At 70.0% G+C, this 18,534-nt stretch carries 15 protein-coding genes; 12 read left to right on the forward strand and 3 right to left on the reverse strand.

What is annotated here, in order from left to right; translation table 11 throughout:
* The first annotated feature begins 5 nt into the window (after window positions 1–5).
* The 3 genes from RCO38_RS01800 to RCO38_RS01810 all read left to right on the forward strand — a co-directional run bounded on the left by RCO38_RS01800 (window position 6) and on the right by RCO38_RS01810 (window position 3,035).
* Window positions 6–1,019 carry a Bug family tripartite tricarboxylate transporter substrate binding protein gene (locus RCO38_RS01800; RefSeq protein WP_308326595.1) on the forward strand — a complete coding sequence of 338 codons (1,014 nt, stop codon included), beginning with the start codon at window positions 6–8 and terminating at the stop codon, window positions 1,017–1,019.
* A gap of 3 nt (window positions 1,020–1,022) precedes the next feature.
* Window positions 1,023–1,547, forward strand: a complete 525-nt coding sequence (locus RCO38_RS01805) for a carboxymuconolactone decarboxylase family protein (RefSeq protein WP_308326596.1) — start codon at window positions 1,023–1,025, stop codon at window positions 1,545–1,547.
* Between the two features lie 273 nt (window positions 1,548–1,820).
* Window positions 1,821–3,035 (forward strand): MFS transporter, encoded by a 1,215-nt coding sequence (locus RCO38_RS01810; protein WP_308326597.1) that lies wholly within the window; start codon window positions 1,821–1,823, stop codon window positions 3,033–3,035.
* Window positions 3,036–3,135: 100 nt separating this feature from the next.
* On the opposite strand, the gene RCO38_RS01815 is transcribed toward RCO38_RS01810, so the two are convergent.
* Window positions 3,136–4,134 (reverse strand): LysR family transcriptional regulator, encoded by a 999-nt coding sequence (locus RCO38_RS01815; RefSeq protein ID WP_308326598.1) that lies wholly within the window; start codon window positions 4,132–4,134, stop codon window positions 3,136–3,138.
* A 106-nt stretch (window positions 4,135–4,240) separates the two neighbouring features.
* Here RCO38_RS01815 and RCO38_RS01820 point away from each other — a divergent pair, with 106 nt between their 5' ends.
* Genes RCO38_RS01820 through RCO38_RS01830 form a run of 3 tightly spaced genes read left to right on the forward strand, consistent with a single transcriptional unit; the run spans window position 4,241 to window position 6,826 of the window.
* A complete protein-coding gene (locus RCO38_RS01820; protein ID WP_308326599.1) occupies window positions 4,241–4,579 on the forward strand; it encodes a hypothetical protein in 339 nt (112 codons plus the stop codon).
* A gap of 10 nt (window positions 4,580–4,589) precedes the next feature.
* Window positions 4,590–5,564: a Bug family tripartite tricarboxylate transporter substrate binding protein gene (locus RCO38_RS01825; protein WP_308326600.1), complete on the forward strand. Its 975-nt coding sequence runs from the start codon at window positions 4,590–4,592 to the stop codon at window positions 5,562–5,564.
* 35 nt (window positions 5,565–5,599) lie between these two features.
* Window positions 5,600–6,826, forward strand: a complete 1,227-nt coding sequence (locus tag RCO38_RS01830) for a glycosyltransferase (RefSeq protein WP_308326601.1) — start codon at window positions 5,600–5,602, stop codon at window positions 6,824–6,826.
* Here RCO38_RS01830 and RCO38_RS01835 read toward each other — a convergent pair.
* A complete protein-coding gene (locus tag RCO38_RS01835) occupies window positions 6,771–8,543 on the reverse strand; it encodes a bifunctional protein-serine/threonine kinase/phosphatase (protein WP_308326602.1) in 1,773 nt (590 codons plus the stop codon). The genes RCO38_RS01830 and RCO38_RS01835 overlap by 56 nt on opposite strands.
* A gap of 53 nt (window positions 8,544–8,596) precedes the next feature.
* Window positions 8,597–9,892 carry a type IV pili methyl-accepting chemotaxis transducer N-terminal domain-containing protein gene (locus tag RCO38_RS01840; protein ID WP_308326603.1) on the reverse strand — a complete coding sequence of 432 codons (1,296 nt, stop codon included), beginning with the start codon at window positions 9,890–9,892 and terminating at the stop codon, window positions 8,597–8,599.
* Between the two features lie 370 nt (window positions 9,893–10,262).
* Here RCO38_RS01840 and nirB point away from each other — a divergent pair, with 370 nt between their 5' ends.
* The 6 genes from nirB to cobA are packed head-to-tail and all read left to right on the forward strand — an operon-like array spanning window position 10,263 to window position 18,498.
* Window positions 10,263–12,716, forward strand: coding sequence for a nitrite reductase large subunit NirB (gene nirB, locus RCO38_RS01845; protein ID WP_308326604.1), 2,454 nt, complete (start codon window positions 10,263–10,265; stop codon window positions 12,714–12,716).
* Between the two features lie 9 nt (window positions 12,717–12,725).
* Window positions 12,726–13,508, forward strand: coding sequence for a type IV pili methyl-accepting chemotaxis transducer N-terminal domain-containing protein (locus tag RCO38_RS01850; RefSeq protein ID WP_308326605.1), 783 nt, complete (start codon window positions 12,726–12,728; stop codon window positions 13,506–13,508).
* Window positions 13,509–13,530: 22 nt separating this feature from the next.
* Window positions 13,531–13,914: a nitrite reductase small subunit NirD gene (nirD, locus tag RCO38_RS01855; protein ID WP_308326606.1), complete on the forward strand. Its 384-nt coding sequence runs from the start codon at window positions 13,531–13,533 to the stop codon at window positions 13,912–13,914.
* Between the two features lie 4 nt (window positions 13,915–13,918).
* On the forward strand, window positions 13,919–16,693 hold the full coding sequence (locus tag RCO38_RS01860) for a nitrate reductase (RefSeq protein WP_308326607.1): 2,775 nt from the start codon (window positions 13,919–13,921) through the stop codon (window positions 16,691–16,693).
* A 36-nt stretch (window positions 16,694–16,729) separates the two neighbouring features.
* The gene (ybiB, locus tag RCO38_RS01865; protein ID WP_308326608.1) at window positions 16,730–17,689 is read left to right on the forward strand and encodes a DNA-binding protein YbiB; all 960 of its coding nucleotides are present in this window, start codon (window positions 16,730–16,732) and stop codon (window positions 17,687–17,689) included.
* Entirely contained in the window at window positions 17,686–18,498 is an 813-nt protein-coding gene (gene cobA, locus RCO38_RS01870) for a uroporphyrinogen-III C-methyltransferase (protein WP_308326609.1), read from the forward strand. Before ybiB ends, cobA begins: the two co-directional genes overlap by 4 nt.
* Window positions 18,499–18,534: the final 36 nt, after the last annotated feature.

Here is an 18,534-nt window from a genome sequence, read left to right on the forward strand (position 1 = left end):
CCACCATGTCACAACCCCACACCTTTTCCCGCCGACGCTGTCTGCAGCTGGCGGCGGCCACCCTCGCCTCCGCCAGCGGCCTGCCGTGGGCACGCGCGCAAGGCGCCACAGCGCCGTCCGAGCTCGCGCGCATCGTCGTCGGACCGCCGCCCGGCACCCTGGTCGACCTGTTCGCGCGCCGCGTGGCCGAAGCCATCGCTCCGGGCTATGCACGCACCGTGCTGGTCGAGAACAAGGTGGGCGCCTCCAGCCAGATCGCGGTGTCCACGGTGAAGGCGGCCGCGGCGGACGGCAACACCATCCTGATGACCCCCATGCCCATGATGGGCATCTTCCCGCACACCTACCCCAAGCTCCCCTACGACCCGGTGGCGGACTTCGCTCCGGTGTCCATGGGCGGTGTGTTCGACCTGGCGTTCGCAGTCGGGCCCATGGTGCCCGCCAGCGTGGCCACCATGGCGGACTTCTTCAGGTGGTGCAAACAGAACCCCGGCGCGGCCAACTTCGGTTCCCCCGCTGCGGGCTCCACACCCCACTTCGCGGGCAGCATCGCGGCCCGCTCGGCCGGCGCCGAACTCACCCACGTGCCCTTCCGTGGCACCACGCCCGCGATCCTGGACATGGTCGGCGGCCAGATCGCCGCCGTGTGTGCGCCCCTGGGCGACTTCATCCCGTTCGTGGCCGGAGGCAAGTGCCGCCTGCTGGCCACCACCGGCGAGAAGCGCAGCCGCTTCGCTCCCTCGGTGGCCACCTTCCTGGAACAGGGCTTCCGCGAGGTGGTGATCGACGACTGGTTCGGCTTCTTCCTCCCGGTCGGCACACCGCCTGCGCGGGTGGAGGCGCTGAATGCCGCGCTCAAGTCGGCCCTGGCCAACCCGGCGCTGGTCAAGGCCATGGAGGAACGGGGCCTGGAGCTTCGGTGGACAATCCCCGGCGACCTCGCCACCCGGCTCAAGGCCGACCTCGACAAGTGGCGGCCCATCGTCAAGTCTTTCAACTTCACCGCCACCACCACCTGAAGCATGAAATCACGCCTTCCCCTGCCGGACGTGGACCGGCTGGACCCACCGCAACAGGCGGTGTACCGGTCCATCATGGCCACCCGGGGCAACCTCAGTGGCCCCTTCCTGGCCTGGATGCACAGCCCCGAGCTGGCCTCGCATGCCGAGAAACTCGGCGCCTTCTGCCGCTACCAGACCGTGTTCGAGCGGGTGGAGTCGGAGCTGCTGATCCTGGTCGTGGCGGCCCACTTCCGCTGCGTCGGCGAACAGCAGATCCACGAGCCCATCGCCGAGCAGGCGGGACTGTCGGCCGGGCACATCGCGGACATCCGGGAACGGCGCCCGGTGAGCCTGGCCAGCGTGCGGCTCACGCTGATCCACGCCCTGGCGAAAGAACTGCTCGAAAACAACCGCATCGGAGACCGGCTTTACGACGAAGGCATCCGCGGGCTGGGCACGCAGGGAATGGTCGAACTGGTGGGCATCGTGGGCTACTACAGCCTGGTGGCCATGACCCTGAACGCCTTCGACATGCAGATGGCCTAGCGCACGGTCGCAGACCAGCCAGTGACCAAGAAGGGGCATGCCGCGGCGCACGCCCCGTTTGTCCGGGCCCATCTCACCAGTCTGGTGCATCGGGTCGGCGCTGCGGCGGGCACAGACCTTGCAAGAGCTCACGCGAAGGCTGACGAAGGCCTTCCCCCTCTGTGCCTGCCGCGTCAGCGGCTGCCCGGCACCATTGCGTCCGCATCCGCCAGCGCCGGCGACTTGCTGACGTGGTGATTCCTTCCCCCCCGACTGCCCCACCAGACCACCACCATGGCCGGATTCCGCTCGTTCCTCCAAAGTGGCCACACGCCCACGCTGTTCGCCGCCTTCTTCTACCTGATGTTCTCCTTCGTCATCTGGGTGATGAACGGCGCCATGGCCCCCTTCATCAGCGAGGAGTTCAATCTCACCCCCGCGCAGAAGGGCCTGCTGCTGTCCATCCCCATCGTGGCCGGCGCCATCATGCGGTTCCCGCTCGGTCTGCTGGCGCAGTACGTGGGCCGCAAGACCGCGACGCTGGTCGAGCTGAGCCTGATCACGCTGACCATGGCCTTCGGCTACTTCTTCGTGCACAGCTACGACGACCTGCTCAAGCTGGCCCTGCTGCTGGGCGTGGCCGGCGCCAGCTTCGGCGTGGCCATGTCGCTGGGCTCGGGCTGGTACCCGCCCAAGTACAAGGGCCTGGCCATGGGCCTGGTGGGCGCAGGCAACGTGGGCACCGCCGTGGCCGCGTTGCTCGCACCGCCGCTGGCACAGAAGTTCGGCTGGCAGACCGTCTATGGCTTCGCCGCCCTGGCCTCGCTGGTGCCCATGCTGGTGGTGGCCTTCATGGCCAAGGAACCGCCCGACCGCGACGAACACGCCAACCTCAAAGACCACCTGGCCTGCCTGATGGAAAAGGACGGCTGGGTGTTCAGCCTGATCTACGTCGTCACCTTCGGCGGCTTCATCGGCATCACCACCTTCCTGCCCACCTACTACTACGACCAGTTCGGCGTGAGCAAGGTGCAGGCCGGCCAGCTCACCATGCTCGCCGCCTTCATGGGTGCCGCGGTGCGCGTGTTCGGCGGCTGGATCTCCGACCACTGGGGCGGCGTCAACACCCTGACCGTGGTGCTGGTGGTCGTCGCGGCGGCGCTGGTGGGCGTGGGCCTGTCCTCGCAGTCCATCGTGCTCACCACACTGCTGCTCATCGTCTGCTTCGCCGCGCTGGGCGCGGGCAACGGCGCACTGTTCCAGCTGGTGCCGCTGCGCTGGCCCACCTCCACTGCCGTGGCCGGCTCCATGATCGGCGAGATCGGCGCCCTCGGCGGCGGTCTGGTGCCCATGCTGATGGGCCAGTCCAAGCAGAACACCGACAGCTTCCTCACCGGCTTCGTCGTGCTGGCCGTGTTCTCGCTGCTGATGCTGGGCGTGATGCGCAAGATGCAGGTGCGCTGGACGCGGACCTGGGCGGAAAAAGGCGGGCGGGCGCGCAGCGCCTGATCGGCGCAGCGGAGGGGTGCGCCTGCACCTGTCCGGACTTTGTGCGAAGCAAAAAAAAGCGCGCGGGTGGCTGGAGAGGGATGCGGCGTCCCCGACCGTCTCAGCTGCCGCGCGTCGAAGCCCGGCCGACCCCCTTGCCGTACCAGTCCGGGCGTGCATTGGGGGTGCGCGGGCCGATGGCCGCCATGCATTCGGCCTCGATCCCCTGGAGCAGCCGTGCCAGAAAGGAGACGAAGCCCTGCACGTCAGGGTCTCTCCGCCCGTCGGGCCGCACGAGGGCGTGAAAGGGTGGTGAGTCCCCGCTGTCCCAGTCCGTCAGCACAGGTTCCAGCTGCCCGTCCCGGACGTGGTGCCACACGGAGAGATCGGCGAAGCGGCCCACCCCGTGGCCGAGCAGCACCGCCTGCAGCGCATCGTCCCGGCTGCCGCAGGTCAACCACCCGCGCACGGTCACTTCCTCGACCGTGTCGCCCCGGTGGTGGCGCCACAGATCGAGCACGGTGCCCTCGGGCGAACGGACCAGCACGCAGGCGTGCGAGTTCAGCCCGGCGGGTTGGCGGGGCGGGGGATGCTGGCGCCAGTAGGCGGGACTGGCACACACGATCAGGCGGCTCCGGGCCAGTGGCACCTGGATGAAGTCCAGCGCGCCCGGCCAGCCCAGCGCCACCAGCACGTCCATGCCGCGGGCCTCGGCGTCCGTCACCGTGAGGTGGTTGACGGGTTTGAGTTCGATCTGGACATGGGCGAAGCGCTCGCGGAAGGCCGGCAGCGCCGGCACCAGCACGGCTCTCGACAGCAGGGGCGGCACACCGACCACCAGGGTGCGTTCCTCGACCCCTGCACGGTCCGACACCACGCGGTCGGCCCGGGCCAATTGCCCGAGCAGCGGCGCGCACATGTCCCGGTAGGCCTCGCCGCGGGCGGTGAGCCGCAGGCCGTGGGTGCTGCGGTCGATCAGCCGGGCCCCGAGTTCGCGCTCCAGCGCGCCGATCAGCTTGGTCACCGCCGGCACGCTCACGTCGAAGCGGCGCGCCGTCGCAGAGAAGCTGCCTTCCTCGGCAGCCACCACGAAGTAATGCAGGGCGCGCAGCTTGTCCATGTGGAAGGCATTTTTACCGTAGGTTAAAGGCGGTGTCATCCGGGAAGGGCTTTCCCGGACCGGGCGGGTTTCCTAGAGTTCATCCATCGAAACGCCGGAGGACGCCATGACCACCCTTGCCCCGAACCGACGTCCCTCGCCGCAGCGCCGACTGGAGCTGCTGGCGGCCGCGTTCGCCGTCTTCAACAGCCTGCGCATCGTGGCCTACCTGCCCACCCTGCTCGCGCTGCACGCGAGCGGCCACACCGAGCAGCATTCGCTGTTCACCTGGCTGGTCTTCCTGGGCGCCAACCTGACCATGGCCTTGTGGCTGCATGAGCAGAACGGCCGCCGGATGAACCGTGCCATCGCGGTCAACGCCTGCAACGCCCTCATGTGTGGCGCCATTGCCCTGTCCATCGGCTGGCTGCGCTGGATGCCGCCGGCCACCAACCTCCTGTACTGAAGGAAGCACCATGTCCGCACTGCGCACCCTCCTGGTCATTGCCGCCGCGCTCGCGCCGCTCGGCCCCTCGCACGCCCAGGCCCCAGCCGCCGATCTGTCTGCGGCCCGGTCCGTCCGCATGGTCGTGCCCCTGCCAGCCGGCGGTCCCAGCGACTTCATCGCCCGCCTGGCGGCGCAACACCTCAGCGAGGCCCTCGGGCAACCGGTGGTGGTCGAGAACAAGCCCGGGGCCAACGGCCTGATCGCCGCGCGCGAAGTCGCCGCGACCGGCGGCGACGGTCAGGTGGTGCTGTATGCGCCCGGCTCCATGATCGCCACGCCGCTGCTGGCCAGAGACCCGGGCTTCGACTGGACGCGCGAGCTGGCACCGCTGGGCAAGATCGGTCGCGTGCCGTTCGGGCTGGCGGTGCATCCCGGCGTGCCAGCCACGTCGGTGGCCGAACTGGCCACGCTGGCGCGACAGCAGCCGGGCGCCCTCAACGTGGCCACCAGCACCCCGAGCGAGGTCATGGCGGCCGCGCAGTTCATGAAGGCCGCGAGGGCCACCCTGACGCGGGTGCCGTACAAGGGCGCGCAGCAGGCCATGCCCGACCTGCTGGCCGGCCGGGTGCAGCTGATGTTCGGTCCCCTGTCCGCGCTGCAGCCCCAGGTCCGGTCCGGCGCCTTGCGCCTGCTGGCGGTGCTCGGCAGCGAACGCAGTGCGGCATGGCCCGATGTGCCCACCCTGGGCGAGGCCGGATTTCCCGGCGTGGCCGTGCCCACGTGGCAGGCGTTGTACGTGCCGGTGCGGGTCGACGGCGCACGCCAGGCCCGGCTGGCGCAAGCGGTCCAGGCGGTGGCCGCGCGGCCGGACGTCCAGGCCGAACTGGGACGGCGGCTGCTGGCCGCGGAAGCGGCCTCCCCCCAGGAGCTGTCGGCCACGATCCGGCACGAGCTGGCCGACTGGGCGGCGCTGATCGACGAATACCGGCTCACCGCCGACTGACCCCTCGCCGCCCGACGCCCGCACCGCCCACCACCATGCGGGTCCTGTTCTGCTCCACCGGCGGCCTCGGGCACCTCCAGCCGATGCGGCCCCTGGCGGTGGCGCTGCGTGCGCAGGGTCATGCGGTGGCCTGGGCCACCGCGCCGGATGCGCTCGGATGGCTGGCCGACCAGGGCATGGCGCTGTACCCGGCCGGTCCCGCCTTCGGTCCGGGCCGGCTCGCCTTCCGGCAGCGGCACGCGACGGCCCTGCAGGTCACTGGAGAGGCGCTCTCGGCCCAGGTGTTCCCGCGCCTGTTCGGCGCGACGCTGGCGCCCGCCATGGTCGAAGGGCTCTGCGCTGCGGTCGATCACTGGCGGCCCGACCTGGTGGTGCACGAACCGGCGGCTCTGGCCGCCCCCCTGGTGTGCGCACAGCGCGGCCTGCCCTGCGTGACACACGAGTACGGTCTGCCGGTGCCTGCGGCCTATCTCGAAGACGCCATGCGCTGGTTCGGCTCCTGGTGGCAACGAGCGGAGCTGGTGGTGCCGGCGCACGGCGGACTCTACCGGGACCTGGCCATTGGCGTCGCACCACCGGCGCTGGCGCCGATGCCGGTCTCCCTGGCGGTTCCCCACCTGCGGCTCAATCCCTGCGCGCCCGGCACCCGGCCTCAGCGCCGGGCCGCCCGACGCGCCCGCGTCTACCTGACGTTCGGCACCGTCTTCAACCACCACCCGGCGCTTCTCGTGGCGGCGAACGTTGCGGCCGAGCTCGGGGCGGAGGTGGTGGTCTCCGTCGGTCTGGACCGAAGCCCGGGGGACATGCCTGTGCATCCCCGCGTGCAGGCAAAGACCTTCGTCGATCAGGCGTCCCTGCTCCCGACCTGCGACCTGGTGGTGTCCCACGGCGGTGCGGGCACCGTCCTGGCGGCGGTGGCGCACGGCCTGCCGCAGCTGGTCCTGCCCCAGGGCGCCGACCACTTCCGCAACGCCCGCGCGCTGGCACAGGCCGGCGCGGCACTCGTGCTCGCCCCTGCGGAGCAGACCAGACCCCGCCTTCGGGAGGCCGTGGGGCACCTGCTGACAAGCGCGGTCCAGGCCGACGCCGCGCAGCGCCTGGCCGAAGAGATGGGCCGCATGCCGTCCCCCGCCGCCGCGGCCATCGCACTTGAGCGTTGGTGGGTCGCGCGTTCGCCGTCTGGTAAGCCCGGGCACCCCGGCGGGGTCAGCGCGGCAAAAACGCCAGCCAGTACACCAGCAGCAGGTTCATCAGCACGCTGAACCCCAGCAGCAGTTTCCACAACATGGTCGGGTCGCGCCGGATCAGCGGGGTGGCGGGCGGCGCGGTGAGCGGGCGCGAGGCGCCGCGCTCCAGCGCGAGCAGCAGTTCTTCGGCGGTTTCGAAACGCAGCTTCTGGTCGCGGCTGACGGCCTTGAGCACGATGTGGTCGAGCCAGATCGGCACCTCGGGGTGGTGGCGGCTGGGCGCCACCGGGTCGCGGTAGTAGCGGCCGGCCTGGTAGGGCAGCACCTCGCCGTAGGGCAGCTTGCCGGTGAGCAACTGGTAGAGCGTGACGCCGAGCGCGAACAGGTCGCTGCGCGCGTCGGCGGCTTGCGGCTCGGCGTCGGTGTCCACGCCGCCGCCGCGCAGGCGGAAGCCCCACTGCTCGGGGTTGATGAAGCTGGGGGTGCCGGCGTGCAGCGCGCGAGCCGACGCAGGTTCGCGGCCGCTGAGCGCCACGCCCAGGTCCAGCAGGCGCAGCACGCCGTCTTCGCCCTGGTGCAGGTTGGCGGGTTTCACGTCGCGGTGGATCACGCCCTGGCGGTGCAGATGGCCCAGGGCCTTGGCGGCCTGCGTGGCCATGGCAATGGACTGCGCCACGCCGGGGCGGTGCTGGCGGTCGAGCATGTGCTGCAGCGACTCGCCGGCGTGCCAGTCGTAGAGCAGGTAGAAGGCGCTGGCGCCCTGCCCGGGCGGCAGGCCAGGCGGCGCGTCGTGCACGGCCACCAGGTGTTCGGCCGCGCGGCTGGTGGCCATGCGGCGCGCCAGCCAGGCCTCGTGCGCCAGCATGGCGCGCTCCTCGGCGTCGTGCGCGCGCTGCGGGTGCAGGGTCTTGAGCGCGTAGAGCTTCTGCGTGGCCGGGTCGCGCGCCTGGTACACGAGGTTGATGCCGGTGTCGGCCACCACGGCCGTGATGTGCAGGCCGTCGATCTGGTCGCCCAGCTTGAACTTCGGCGGGACAGGCCGTTGGGCGGCCAGGCGGTTCTGGTCCTGCAGCGTGGCGCTGTCGAGCCCGCGCACGCGCACGGCCAGCGCGGTGACGTTGTCCTGGCTGCCACGCTGCAGGGCAGCGGCCACCAGGGCCTCGCACAGGGTCTGGGCGTCGGGCGCGTCGGCTTGTTCGTCCACCAGGGCCCTCAGGCGTGGCTCGGGCAGCACGTTGTGCACCCCGTCGCTCATGAGCACGAACAGGTCGCCCACCAGCAGATCCCCCTGCGTGTAATCCACCACCACGCGGTCTTCCACACCGATGCAGCGCAGCAGCTGGTGGCTCAGGTCGGGGTGGTCGGCCACGTGGTCGTGCGTGAGCTGGATGAGCTGGCCGCCGCGCAACAGGCAGGCGCGCGTGTCGCCCACATGGGCGAGCGTGTAACTGTGGCCGCGCAGCACCATCGCCGTCAGCGTGGTCAGGCCCATGGCCGGGTGGCGGCGCCGGTTGACACCCGCCAGCCAGGTGTTCTGCGCGCCGATGATGCGGTCCAGCGCCACCGTGGTGTCCCAGGTCTCGGGCGTGCCGTAGTAGTCGCGCACCAGGCTGGTGACCGTGGTCTGCGCCGCCTCCCGGCCCAGCCCGCCCGCGCTCACGCCGTCGGCGATGGCGACGATGGAGCCCATCGCCGCGTGTTCGGGCGAGGGCAGCATGGCGGCGCAGAAATCTTCGTTGGGTTCCTTGCGCCCCGCCTGGCTGGCGTAGCCGATGTCGATGTCAAAAGCCATGCACCACCTCTAGCAAGAACAGCGCCCGAAGTTGGTGCATCAGCGGCATCGGCTCAACCCATGAGCATCTGCATGCTGCGTTCGTAGTGGGTGGAAAGGCTCTCGAAATGGGCCAGCAGACCCTCGCTCGCATGGGCCACCGTCTCCAGCCGCGCCAGCCGGTCGCGGCCGGCCGGGCGACGACCCTGCGGCGTGGCGGCCAGCATCTGCTGCCAGCCGGTGGCGGCCTCGTCGAGCGCGCTGCGGATGTCGGGTGTGGTCAGCGGCAGGCCATTGAGGTAGGCCAATGCCCGCTCGAAGTCCTGCTGCACGGCGGTCATGGCGGCGCTGCGGCCGGCGGCACCGCCCTCGACGCCCAGCAGGTCCATCAGCGCCATCTTGGCGAAGCGCTGCGAGAGCATGCGCTGGCGGCCCGCGGCATTGAGCACTTGCAGGGAGGCCACAGCGCCCGCGCGCTGCAGGCTGGCGGTCAGGCGCTCGGCGTCCTGCAGCAGGCGCTCAGCGAGTTCGTCCACCGGGAGCACCTGTGCGACCACGGGCTTGCCCTTGAGCGAGGCCTTGAGCGCCCGCCAGGTGGCACCCAGCGGGTCCAGCAGGTCACCGAAGCTGGGCTGCGACAGGCCCTTGCCCAGCCAGGCGAGGTTGGCGTCCACCCGCTGCACCGACTCGTCCAGCAGCGCCTGCTGCTGGCGCGACGGCACGTCGGCCAGGCGCAGCAGGTAGAGCTTGACCAGGCGCTGCGAGAGCATGCGCAGCTGGCCCGCGCGGTTGAGGGCTTCGGCGACGTGGGCCGACTGGATGATCTGCTCGGACACCTGGCCCAGGCGCTGGTTGGTGTGCATGGACGCGGTGCGCAGGATCTGGAAGGCGTCGTCGTCGCTCAGCGCGCGGGCGCGCATGAGGATGCCCTTGGCGCGCTCGACCAGCTTGCGTTCCTCGAAGCGCTGCGAGACGTCGCGCAGCTGTTCGAGCAGGGCCTGCTCGCGCTCGAAGCGCGCCTGCGCCAGCTTCAGCAGCGGGCGCAGCCGCCCGGCCTCGTAACCGCTGACCACCCAGGCGTGCACACCCGCGCCGGTGGCGCGCTCGATGTGGGTCGCGTCGGCGTCGTCCGTGAACAGCAGCACCGGCCGGGGCAGCACCTCGGCCAGCGTCTGTGTGGCCTTGAACAGGGCCTCATCGGGGCGCAGCACCTCGCCAACCACCAGATCTGGTGCGTGCTGCACGGCGGCCTGCACCAGTTTGCTGCAATCGTCGATGGTGGCCAGGACCCGGCAGCCCGCGGCCGACAGGTCCTCCTGCAGCGGCAGAAGGGCCCGGGAACCCGGTCGAAGCAGCAGCACGGAAGTCATATGAATCAAGCACTTGTTGTGGATGAGGCCCCTGCCCGCGGCCCCCGCAACCGCCGCAGGGCCTGCGGTGCGGCGAAGGCCCGCGAATGGGGCGCCGATCATATGGCACACCTCTTGCATTGAACAGGCCAGACGTGACGACGCGTCCCACCCCGACCGCAGCGTCGGGGCCTGCCCACAACGACGTGCGCAGTGACCGAACCGGTGCTGGCCCCGTGCCCGCGCCACCCCGGCAGACCGGCCGGGCTTCGAACCTTCCCTATCCCTGTGTTCCGGCTTGCGTGCCGCCGCGTGACCGCCCTCGTGCGTGCGCCGGAGCCAGACCCCTTTCCCCAGCAATCCCCGTGATCTTCAGACAGGAGTCGCCGCAATGAAAAAGATGAAACTCGTGATGGTGGGCAACGGCATGGCCGGCGTGCGCACGCTCGAAGAGCTGCTGAAGATCGCGCCGGACTTCTACGACATCACCGTCTTCGGAGCCGAGCCGCACCCGAACTACAACCGCATCCTGCTCTCGCCCGTGCTGGCGGGCGAGCAGACCATCGACGAGATCATCCTCAACGACTGGTCCTGGTACACGGACAACGGCATCACGCTGCACGCCAGCCACAAGGTGACCGAAGTGGACCGCGTCAAGCGCATCGTGCATTCGGTCGGCCCCAACGGCGAGCAGGTCTCGGCCGAATACGACCGCCTGATCATGGCGACCGGCTCGAATCCCTTCATCCTGCCCATCCCCGGCAAGGACCTGCAGGGTGTGCTGGCCTACCGCGACATCGCCGACACGCAGGCCATGATCGACGCGGCCGCGACCTACAAGCACGCCGTGGTCATCGGCGGCGGCCTGCTGGGCCTGGAAGCGGCCAACGGCCTGATGAAGCGCGGCATGACGGTGAGCGTGGTGCACGTGGCGCCCTGGCTGATGGAGCGCCAGCTCGACGACGTGGCGGGCAAGCTGCTGCAGAAGTCGCTGGAAGAGCGCGGCATGCAGTTCCTAATCGGCGCGCAGACGCAGGAGCTGGTCGGCGGCGACGACGGGCGCGTGAAGGCCATCCGCTTCAAGGACGGCAGCGAGGTGGCGGCCGACCTGGTGGTGATGGCCGTCGGCATCCGCCCCAACACCGCGCTGGCCGAGTCGATGCGCCTGCACGTGAACCGCGGCATCGTCGTCAGCGACACCATGCAGACCGTGACCGACCCGCGCATCTACGCGGTGGGCGAATGCGCGGCGCACCGCGGCATCGCCTACGGTCTGGTGGCCCCGCTGTTCGAGCAGGGCAAGGTGCTGGCCACGCACCTGGCCGAGTTCGGCATCGGCCGCTACACCGGCTCGCTCACCTCCACCAAGCTCAAGGTCACCGGCATCGACCTGTTTTCCGCCGGCGAGTTCATGGGCGGAGAAGGCACGGAAGAGATCGTGATGAGCGACCCCTTCGGCGGTGTCTACAAGAAGCTGGTGATCAAGGACGACAAGCTGGTCGGCGCCTGCCTATACGGCGACACGGTGGACGGCAGCTGGTACTTCAAGCTGCTGCGGGAAGGCCGCACCGTCGGCGACATCCGCGACAAGCTGATGTTCGGCGAGTCCAACATCGGCGACGTGGGCCACCAGGGCCACAACAAGGCCGCCGCCATGAAGGACAGCGACGAAGTCTGCGGCTGCAACGGCGTGACCAAGGGCACCATCTGCAAGGCGATCAAGGAGAAAGGCCTGTTCACGCTGGACGAGGTGAAGAAGCACACCAAGGCCAGCGCGAGCTGCGGCTCCTGCACCGGGCTGGTCGAGCAGATCCTGATGTTCACCGCCGGCGGCGACTACTCGGCGACGCCGAAGAAGAAGGCCATCTGCGGCTGCACCGAGCACAGCCACCAGGACGTGCGCGACGCGATCCGCAACGACAAGCTGCTGACCATCACCGACACCTTCAGCGCCCTGGGCTGGAAGACGCCCAACGGCTGCGCCACCTGCCGCCCGGCGATCAACTACTACCTCATCAGCACCTGGCCCAAGCAGGCCAAGGACGACCCGCAGAGCCGCTTCATCAACGAGCGCTCGCATGCCAACATCCAGAAGGACGGCACCTACTCGGTGATCCCGCGCATGTGGGGCGGCGAGACCACGGCCGACGAGCTGCGCCGCATCGCCGACGCGGTGGACAAATACAAGATTCCCACCGTCAAGGTCACCGGCGGCCAGCGCATCGACCTGCTGGGCGTGAAGAAGGAAGACCTGGTCAACGTCTGGAAGGACATCGGCATGCCCTCGGGCCACGCCTACGCCAAGGCCCTGCGCACGGTGAAAACCTGCGTGGGCAGCGAGTGGTGCCGCATGGGCACGCAGGACTCGACCCAGATGGGCAAGGACCTGGAGCGCGCGATGTGGCGCATGTACGCGCCGCACAAGGTCAAGTTCGCCGTCTCGGGCTGCCCGCGCAACTGCGCCGAGGCCGGCATCAAGGACGTGGGCGTGATCGGCGTCGACTCGGGCTGGGAGATGTACATCGCCGGCAACGGCGGCATCAAGACCGAGGTCGCGCACTTCCTCGTCAAGGTGAAGACGGCCGAAGAGGTCATGGAATACACCGGCGCCTTCTGCGAGCTGTACCGCCAGGAAGGCTGGTACCTGGAGCGCACGGTGCACTACGTCAACCGCGTGGGCCTGGACTACATCAAGAAGCGCATCCTGGACGACGCGGCCGGCCGCAAGGCGCTGTGGGAACAGCTGCAGTTCGCGCTCGACGGCGAGCCCGATCCGTGGTTCGACTTCCAGGAAGCGGCCGTGGACACGCGCCAGTTCGAACCCGTGGCTGTCGTCAAGGCCTGAGGTCCCGCCATGCAACGCCGCCACCTCCTTCTGCTCGCCGCCGCTGCCCCCTTGGGACTGAACGCCCAGGTCAGCGACCTCGCCGACGCGATCAACAAGGCCGGGCGCCAGCGCATGCTCTCGCAGCGCATGGGCAAGGCCTGGCTGGCCATGGTCCACCAGGCCGAAGGCCGCATCGCCGGCACCGTGCTGGACAAATCGATGGCGCTGTTCGACCGCCAGCTGGTGGAGCTCAAGGCCTTTGCGCCGTCGCCCGAGATCCGCGAGACCTACAGCGCCCTCGAAGCCGCCTGGAGCGACTACAAGACCGCACTGGTCGGCGCTGCACCCAGCAAGGCCGGCGCCACGGCCGTGCTGCGGGCCGATGCGCGCGTGCTCGGGCTGGCCCACCAGGGCACGCTGCAGTACGAAGCCGCCATGGGCCGTCCGGTGGGCAAGCTGGTCAACATCGCGGGCCGCCAGCGCATGCTGTCCCAGCGCATGGCGAAGTTCTATTACGCGGCCACGCTGCCGGTGGACACCGCGACCGCGGTGGCCGAGATCGGCAAGGCGCGCAGCGAGTTCCTGACGGCCATGGACGTGCTGCGCCAGGCCCCCGAAGCCACCGCCCGCATCCGCGAGGAACTGGCGCTGGCCGACGGCCAGTGGCTGTTCTTCGACCAGGCCCTGCAGCGCGTGCAGTCGGGCGCCGCCGCCACCGCCAAACCGCTGTCCGACGTGTTCGTGACCAGCGAAAACCTGCTCAGCGTGATGGACCGGGTGACCGACCTCTACGCCAACGTGAAATCCTGAAAACCGCGAAAGCCCCATGAACATGAGCCAATGGACCCCCATCTGCCAGGTTGACGACATCCCCGTGCTCGGCTCGCGCCGCGTGACGCGCGATCAGGGCCTGGACGTCGCGATCTTCCGCAACGACAAGGACGAGGTGTTCGCCCTGCTGGACCGCTGCCCGCACAAGGGCGGCCCGCTGAGCCAGGGCATCGTCTTCGGCACCCATGTGGCCTGCCCGCTGCACAACTGGACCATCGGCCTGTGCGACGGCCAGGCTTCCGCGCCCGACGAGGGCTGCACGCCCAAGTTCAGCGTGAAGGTGGAGAACGGCCAGGTGTTCCTGGACGCCACGCAGCTCGCATCGCACGCGACCGATCTGGAGCGCCCGATCGCCGGCCCCGCCCGCAGAACCGTCAAGGCCTGAGCCCATGACCGAAACCCGCTCCACCTGCCCGTACTGTGGTGTGGGCTGCGGCGTCATCATCGAATCCGATGGGCCGCAGATCACCGGTGTGCGCGGCGACCCGGACCATCCCGCCAACTTCGGCAAGCTCTGCACCAAGGGCAGCACGCTGCACCTGACGGCCACGCCCGCCATCACCCGCCAGACCCGGCTGCTGCAGCCCATGCAGCGGCTGCAGCGCGGCCAGGCACCAGTGGCCATCGGCTGGGACGCGGCCCTGGACCAGGTGAGCAACACCTTCGGCCGCATCGTGCGCGAGCACGGCCCCGACGCGGTGGGCTTCTACATCAGCGGCCAGTTGCTGACCGAGGACTACTACGTCTTCAACAAGCTGGCCAAGGGCCTGATCGGCACCAACAACGTCGACACCAATTCGCGCCTGTGCATGAGCAGCGCCGTGGCAGGCTACAAGGCCACGCTGGGCGCCGACGCGCCGCCCGCCTGCTACGACGACGTGAACCACGCCCAGTGCCTGTTCATCGTCGGCAGCAACGCGGCCTACGCGCATCCCATCCTGTTCCGCCGCATCGAGGCCGCGAAGCAGAACAACCCGGGCATGAAGGTGATCGTGGCGGACCCGCGCCGCACCGACACCGCCGAGCTGGCCGACCTCTACCTGCCCCTGCTGCCGGGCACCGACGTGATGCTGTTCCACGGCCTGCTGCACGTCATGCTGTGGGAAGGCTGGACGGACGCCGCCTACATCGCCGCGCACACGAACGGCTTCGATGAGCTCAAGGCGCTGGTGCGCGACTGCACGCCCGACGTGGTGGCGCAGACCTGCGGCATCGCCAAGGACGACCTGTTCAAGGCCGCACAGTGGTTCGCCACCTCGCCCGCCACCCTGAGCCTGTACTGCCAGGGCCTGAACCAGAGCAGCAGCGGCACCGCCAAGAACGCCACCCTGATCAACCTGCACCTGGCCTCCGGCCAGATCGGCAAGCCCGGCGCCGGCCCCTTCAGCCTGACCGGCCAGCCCAACGCCATGGGCGGGCGCGAGGTCGGCGGCCTGGCCAACCTGCTGTCCGCCCACCGCGACCTGGCCAACCCGCAGCACCGTGCCGAAGTCGCCGCGCTCTGGGGCGTGGCCGATGTCCCCGCGACACCCGGCAAGACCGCGGTCGAGATGTTCCAGGCCGCGGCCGACGGCGAGATCAAGGCGCTGTGGATCACCTGCACCAACCCGGCGCAGTCCATGCCCGACCAGGCGACGGTGCGCCGCGCGCTGCAGCGCGCCGAGTTCGTGGTGGTGCAGGAAGCCTTCGCCACCGCCGCCACCTGCGATTTCGCCGACCTGCTGCTGCCCGCCACCACCTGGGGCGAAAAGGAAGGCACGGTGACCAACAGCGAACGCCGCATCAGCCGCGTGCGCGCCGCGGTGCCACCGGCCGGCGAGGCGCGGCACGACTGGCGCATCGCCGTGGATGTGGCACACCGGCTGGAAGCGCAGCTGCGTCCCGGCCAGGCTTCGCTGTTTCCCTACGAGACCCCCGAGGCCGTCTGGCTCGAACACCGCGAATCCACCCGCGGCCGCGACCTCGACATCACCGGGCTGTCCTACGCCATGCTCGAAAGCGAGGGCCCGCAGTTCTGGCCGCTGCGTGAAGGCGACAAGACCGGACGCGAGCGCCTCTACGCCGACGGCGCCTTCCCCACCGCCGACGGAAAAGCGAAATTCGCCGCCCTGCCCTACAGGCCCACCGCCGAGCCGCGCGAATCGCGCTTCCCGTTCTCGCTGACCACCGGCCGCCTGCGCGACCACTGGCACGGCATGACGCGCACCGGCACCATCGGCCGCCTGTTCGGACACGTGGCCGAGCCGGCGGTGCAGCTGAACCCCCAGGACATGGAGCGCCGCGGCCTGAAAGACGGCGAACTGGTGCACGTCACCAGCAAGCGCGGGTCCATCGTGCTGCCGGTGCAGGGCTCGCGCACGGTCCACACCACGCAGGCCTTCATCGCCATGCACTGGGGACCGGAGTACCTGTGCGGCCGCAGCAGCCAGGGCGAGCCGCTGGCCGGCGTCAATGCCCTCACCACCTCGGCCTACTGCCCCACGTCCAAACAGCCCGAGCTCAAGCACGCGGCCGTGAAGATTCTCAAGGCCGAACTGCCCTGGACCCTGCTGGGCGTGGCCTGGTTGCCCGAGGCCTCGGCGCTCACGGCGCTGGCCGAACTGCGCTCGCTCATGCCCTCGTTCGACTTCGCCTCCTGCGTGCCATTCGGCCGTGAACGCAGTGGCGTGCTGTTCCGGGCCGCCGCCCACGACGCACCGGAACCGGCCCTGGTCGAACGCATCGAGGCGCTGCTGGGTCTTAACACCACCGACACGCTGCGCTATGCCGACAAGCGCCGCCAGCAGCGCCGCAGTGCCCGCCTGCAGCGGACCGGTGACGACATCACGCTCGAGGCCTTCCTGCTGGCCGGCGACACCAGCGCAGAGTCCTGGATCAAGACCCTGCTCCAGGACGAACTGCCCGCCGGCCGCTACGGCCGCCTGCTGCTCATGCCCGGCGCCGCCGCGCCGGTGGCCGTGGTCGCCAAAAGCCCCCAGGTCTGTACCTGCTTCAACGTCAGCGAAGAAGCGATCCGGGGCGCGCTGCCGCGCTGCGGCGGCCCCGACGACCAGCGCCTGGCGCAACTGCAGGGCCAGCTCAAGTGCGGCACCAACTGCGGCTCCTGCATCCCGGAACTGCGGCGGCTGGTGAAGGCCGTGCCCGCATCCCTGGTAACCATATAACCCGCAGTCATCTGACCTCGCGGACAATGGCGGCCCATGAGCATCAGCCACTACATCAAGGAGATCGGACGCGGCAAGGACGGCGCCCGTTCGCTCACGCGCGAGCAGGCCACCGACCTGTTCGGCCAGGTGCTGGACGGCACGGTGACCGACCTGGAGGTGGGCGGCTTCTGCCTGGCCATGCGCATCAAGGGCGAGACGCCCGACGAGATGGCCGGCTTCCTCGACGCCACGCACGCCCGCCTGCAGCGCCTGCCCCAAGGTCACCACGGTCGCGACCTCACCACCGTGGTGCTGCCGAGCTACAACGGTGCACGCAAGCTGCCGGTGCTGACCCCCTTGCTGGCCCTGCTGCTGGCGCGCGAGGGCGCGGCGGTGCTGGTGCACGGCACGGCCACCGAAGACCGGCGCGTGACCAGCGAAGCGGTGTTCGCCGCACTGGGCCAGGCGGCCCGAACATCGGTGACCGCCTTGCAGGCAGGCGAATGTGCCTTCGTGCCCACCGAGGTGCTGCACCCGGGCCTCAAGCGCCTGCTGGACGTGCGCCGCGCGGTCGGCCTGCGCAACCCGGCGCACAGCCTGGTCAAGCTCATGAACCCGTGTGACGGCCGGGCGCTGATCGTGGGCAGCTACACCCACCCGGAATACGCGGTCTCGATGGCCGACACCTTCGCCCTCGTCGGCGCCCACGCCCTGCTGCTGCGCGGCACCGAGGGCGAGCCCGTGGCCGACGCCCGCCGCACCCCGCAAATGGACGCCTTCCGCGACGGCGAACGCGTCCTGCTGCAGCCGGCGCAGGAAGGCTCGCTGGCCTCACTGCCCGAGCTGCCCAGAGACATCTCGGCCGACGCCACCGCAGCCTACATCCGCGCCGTGCTGGACGGCCGGCTGCCCGTACCCGTGCCCATCGCCCGACAGGTGGCACATATCCTGCAAGAAGTCTCTCGCCCCGCCACACCAGAGACAAACCGCCTCGCCGCGGTCAGCACACCATGAACATGCCCGCCCACGTCATCGCCTCACAAAGCCAGTTCCACCCCGGCACCGTCACCCTCGTGGGCGCCGGCCCGGGCGACCCGGAACTGCTGACCATCAAGGCCGCCAAGGCCATCGCCGCGGCCACCGTGCTGCTGGTGGACGACCTGGTCGGCGACGGCGTGCTCGAACACGCGTCCCCGAGCGCACGCATCGTGCACGTGGGCAAGCGCGGCGGCTGCAAGAGCACGCCGCAAGCCTTCATCGAGAAGCTGATGATCATGGCCGCGCGCGAAGGCGAGGTCGTGGTGCGCCTCAAGGGCGGCGACCCCTTCATCTTCGGCCGCGGCGGTGAAGAAGTCGAACACCTGCGCGAGGCCGGCATCGCGGTGCAGGTCATTAACGGCATCACCTCCGGCCTGGCCGGTCTCACCTCGCTGGGCGCACCGCTCACGCACCGAGACCACGCGCACGGCGTCGTCTTCATCACCGGCCACGCCAAGCCGGGCGACGCCGGCACCGACTGGCAGCAACTCGCCGCCACCGCACGCGACGCCAAGCTCACGCTGGTGATCTACATGGGGGTCTCCGGCGCCGCGCAGATCCAGACCGACCTGCTCACCGGCCTGCCGGCCGACACGCCGCTGGCCATCGTCCAGCACGCCAGCCTGCCGCAGCAGCGCCACGCCGTCTGCACCCTGGGCACGCTCACCGACACACTGGCGCGCGAAGGCCTGGGCAGCCCCTCGGTGATCGTGGTCGGCGACGTGGTGCGCGGCATCGCGGCCGTGGCACAGCCGGCGGCCTCGCAGGCCCTGCGGGTCGCCTGAACACCGGCCCGCCCGGGCCTGCCTCGCTACACTCCG

This window comes from Hydrogenophaga pseudoflava (assembly GCF_031020795.1).
Lineage (GTDB): Bacteria > Pseudomonadota > Gammaproteobacteria > Burkholderiales > Burkholderiaceae_C > Hydrogenophaga > Hydrogenophaga pseudoflava_A.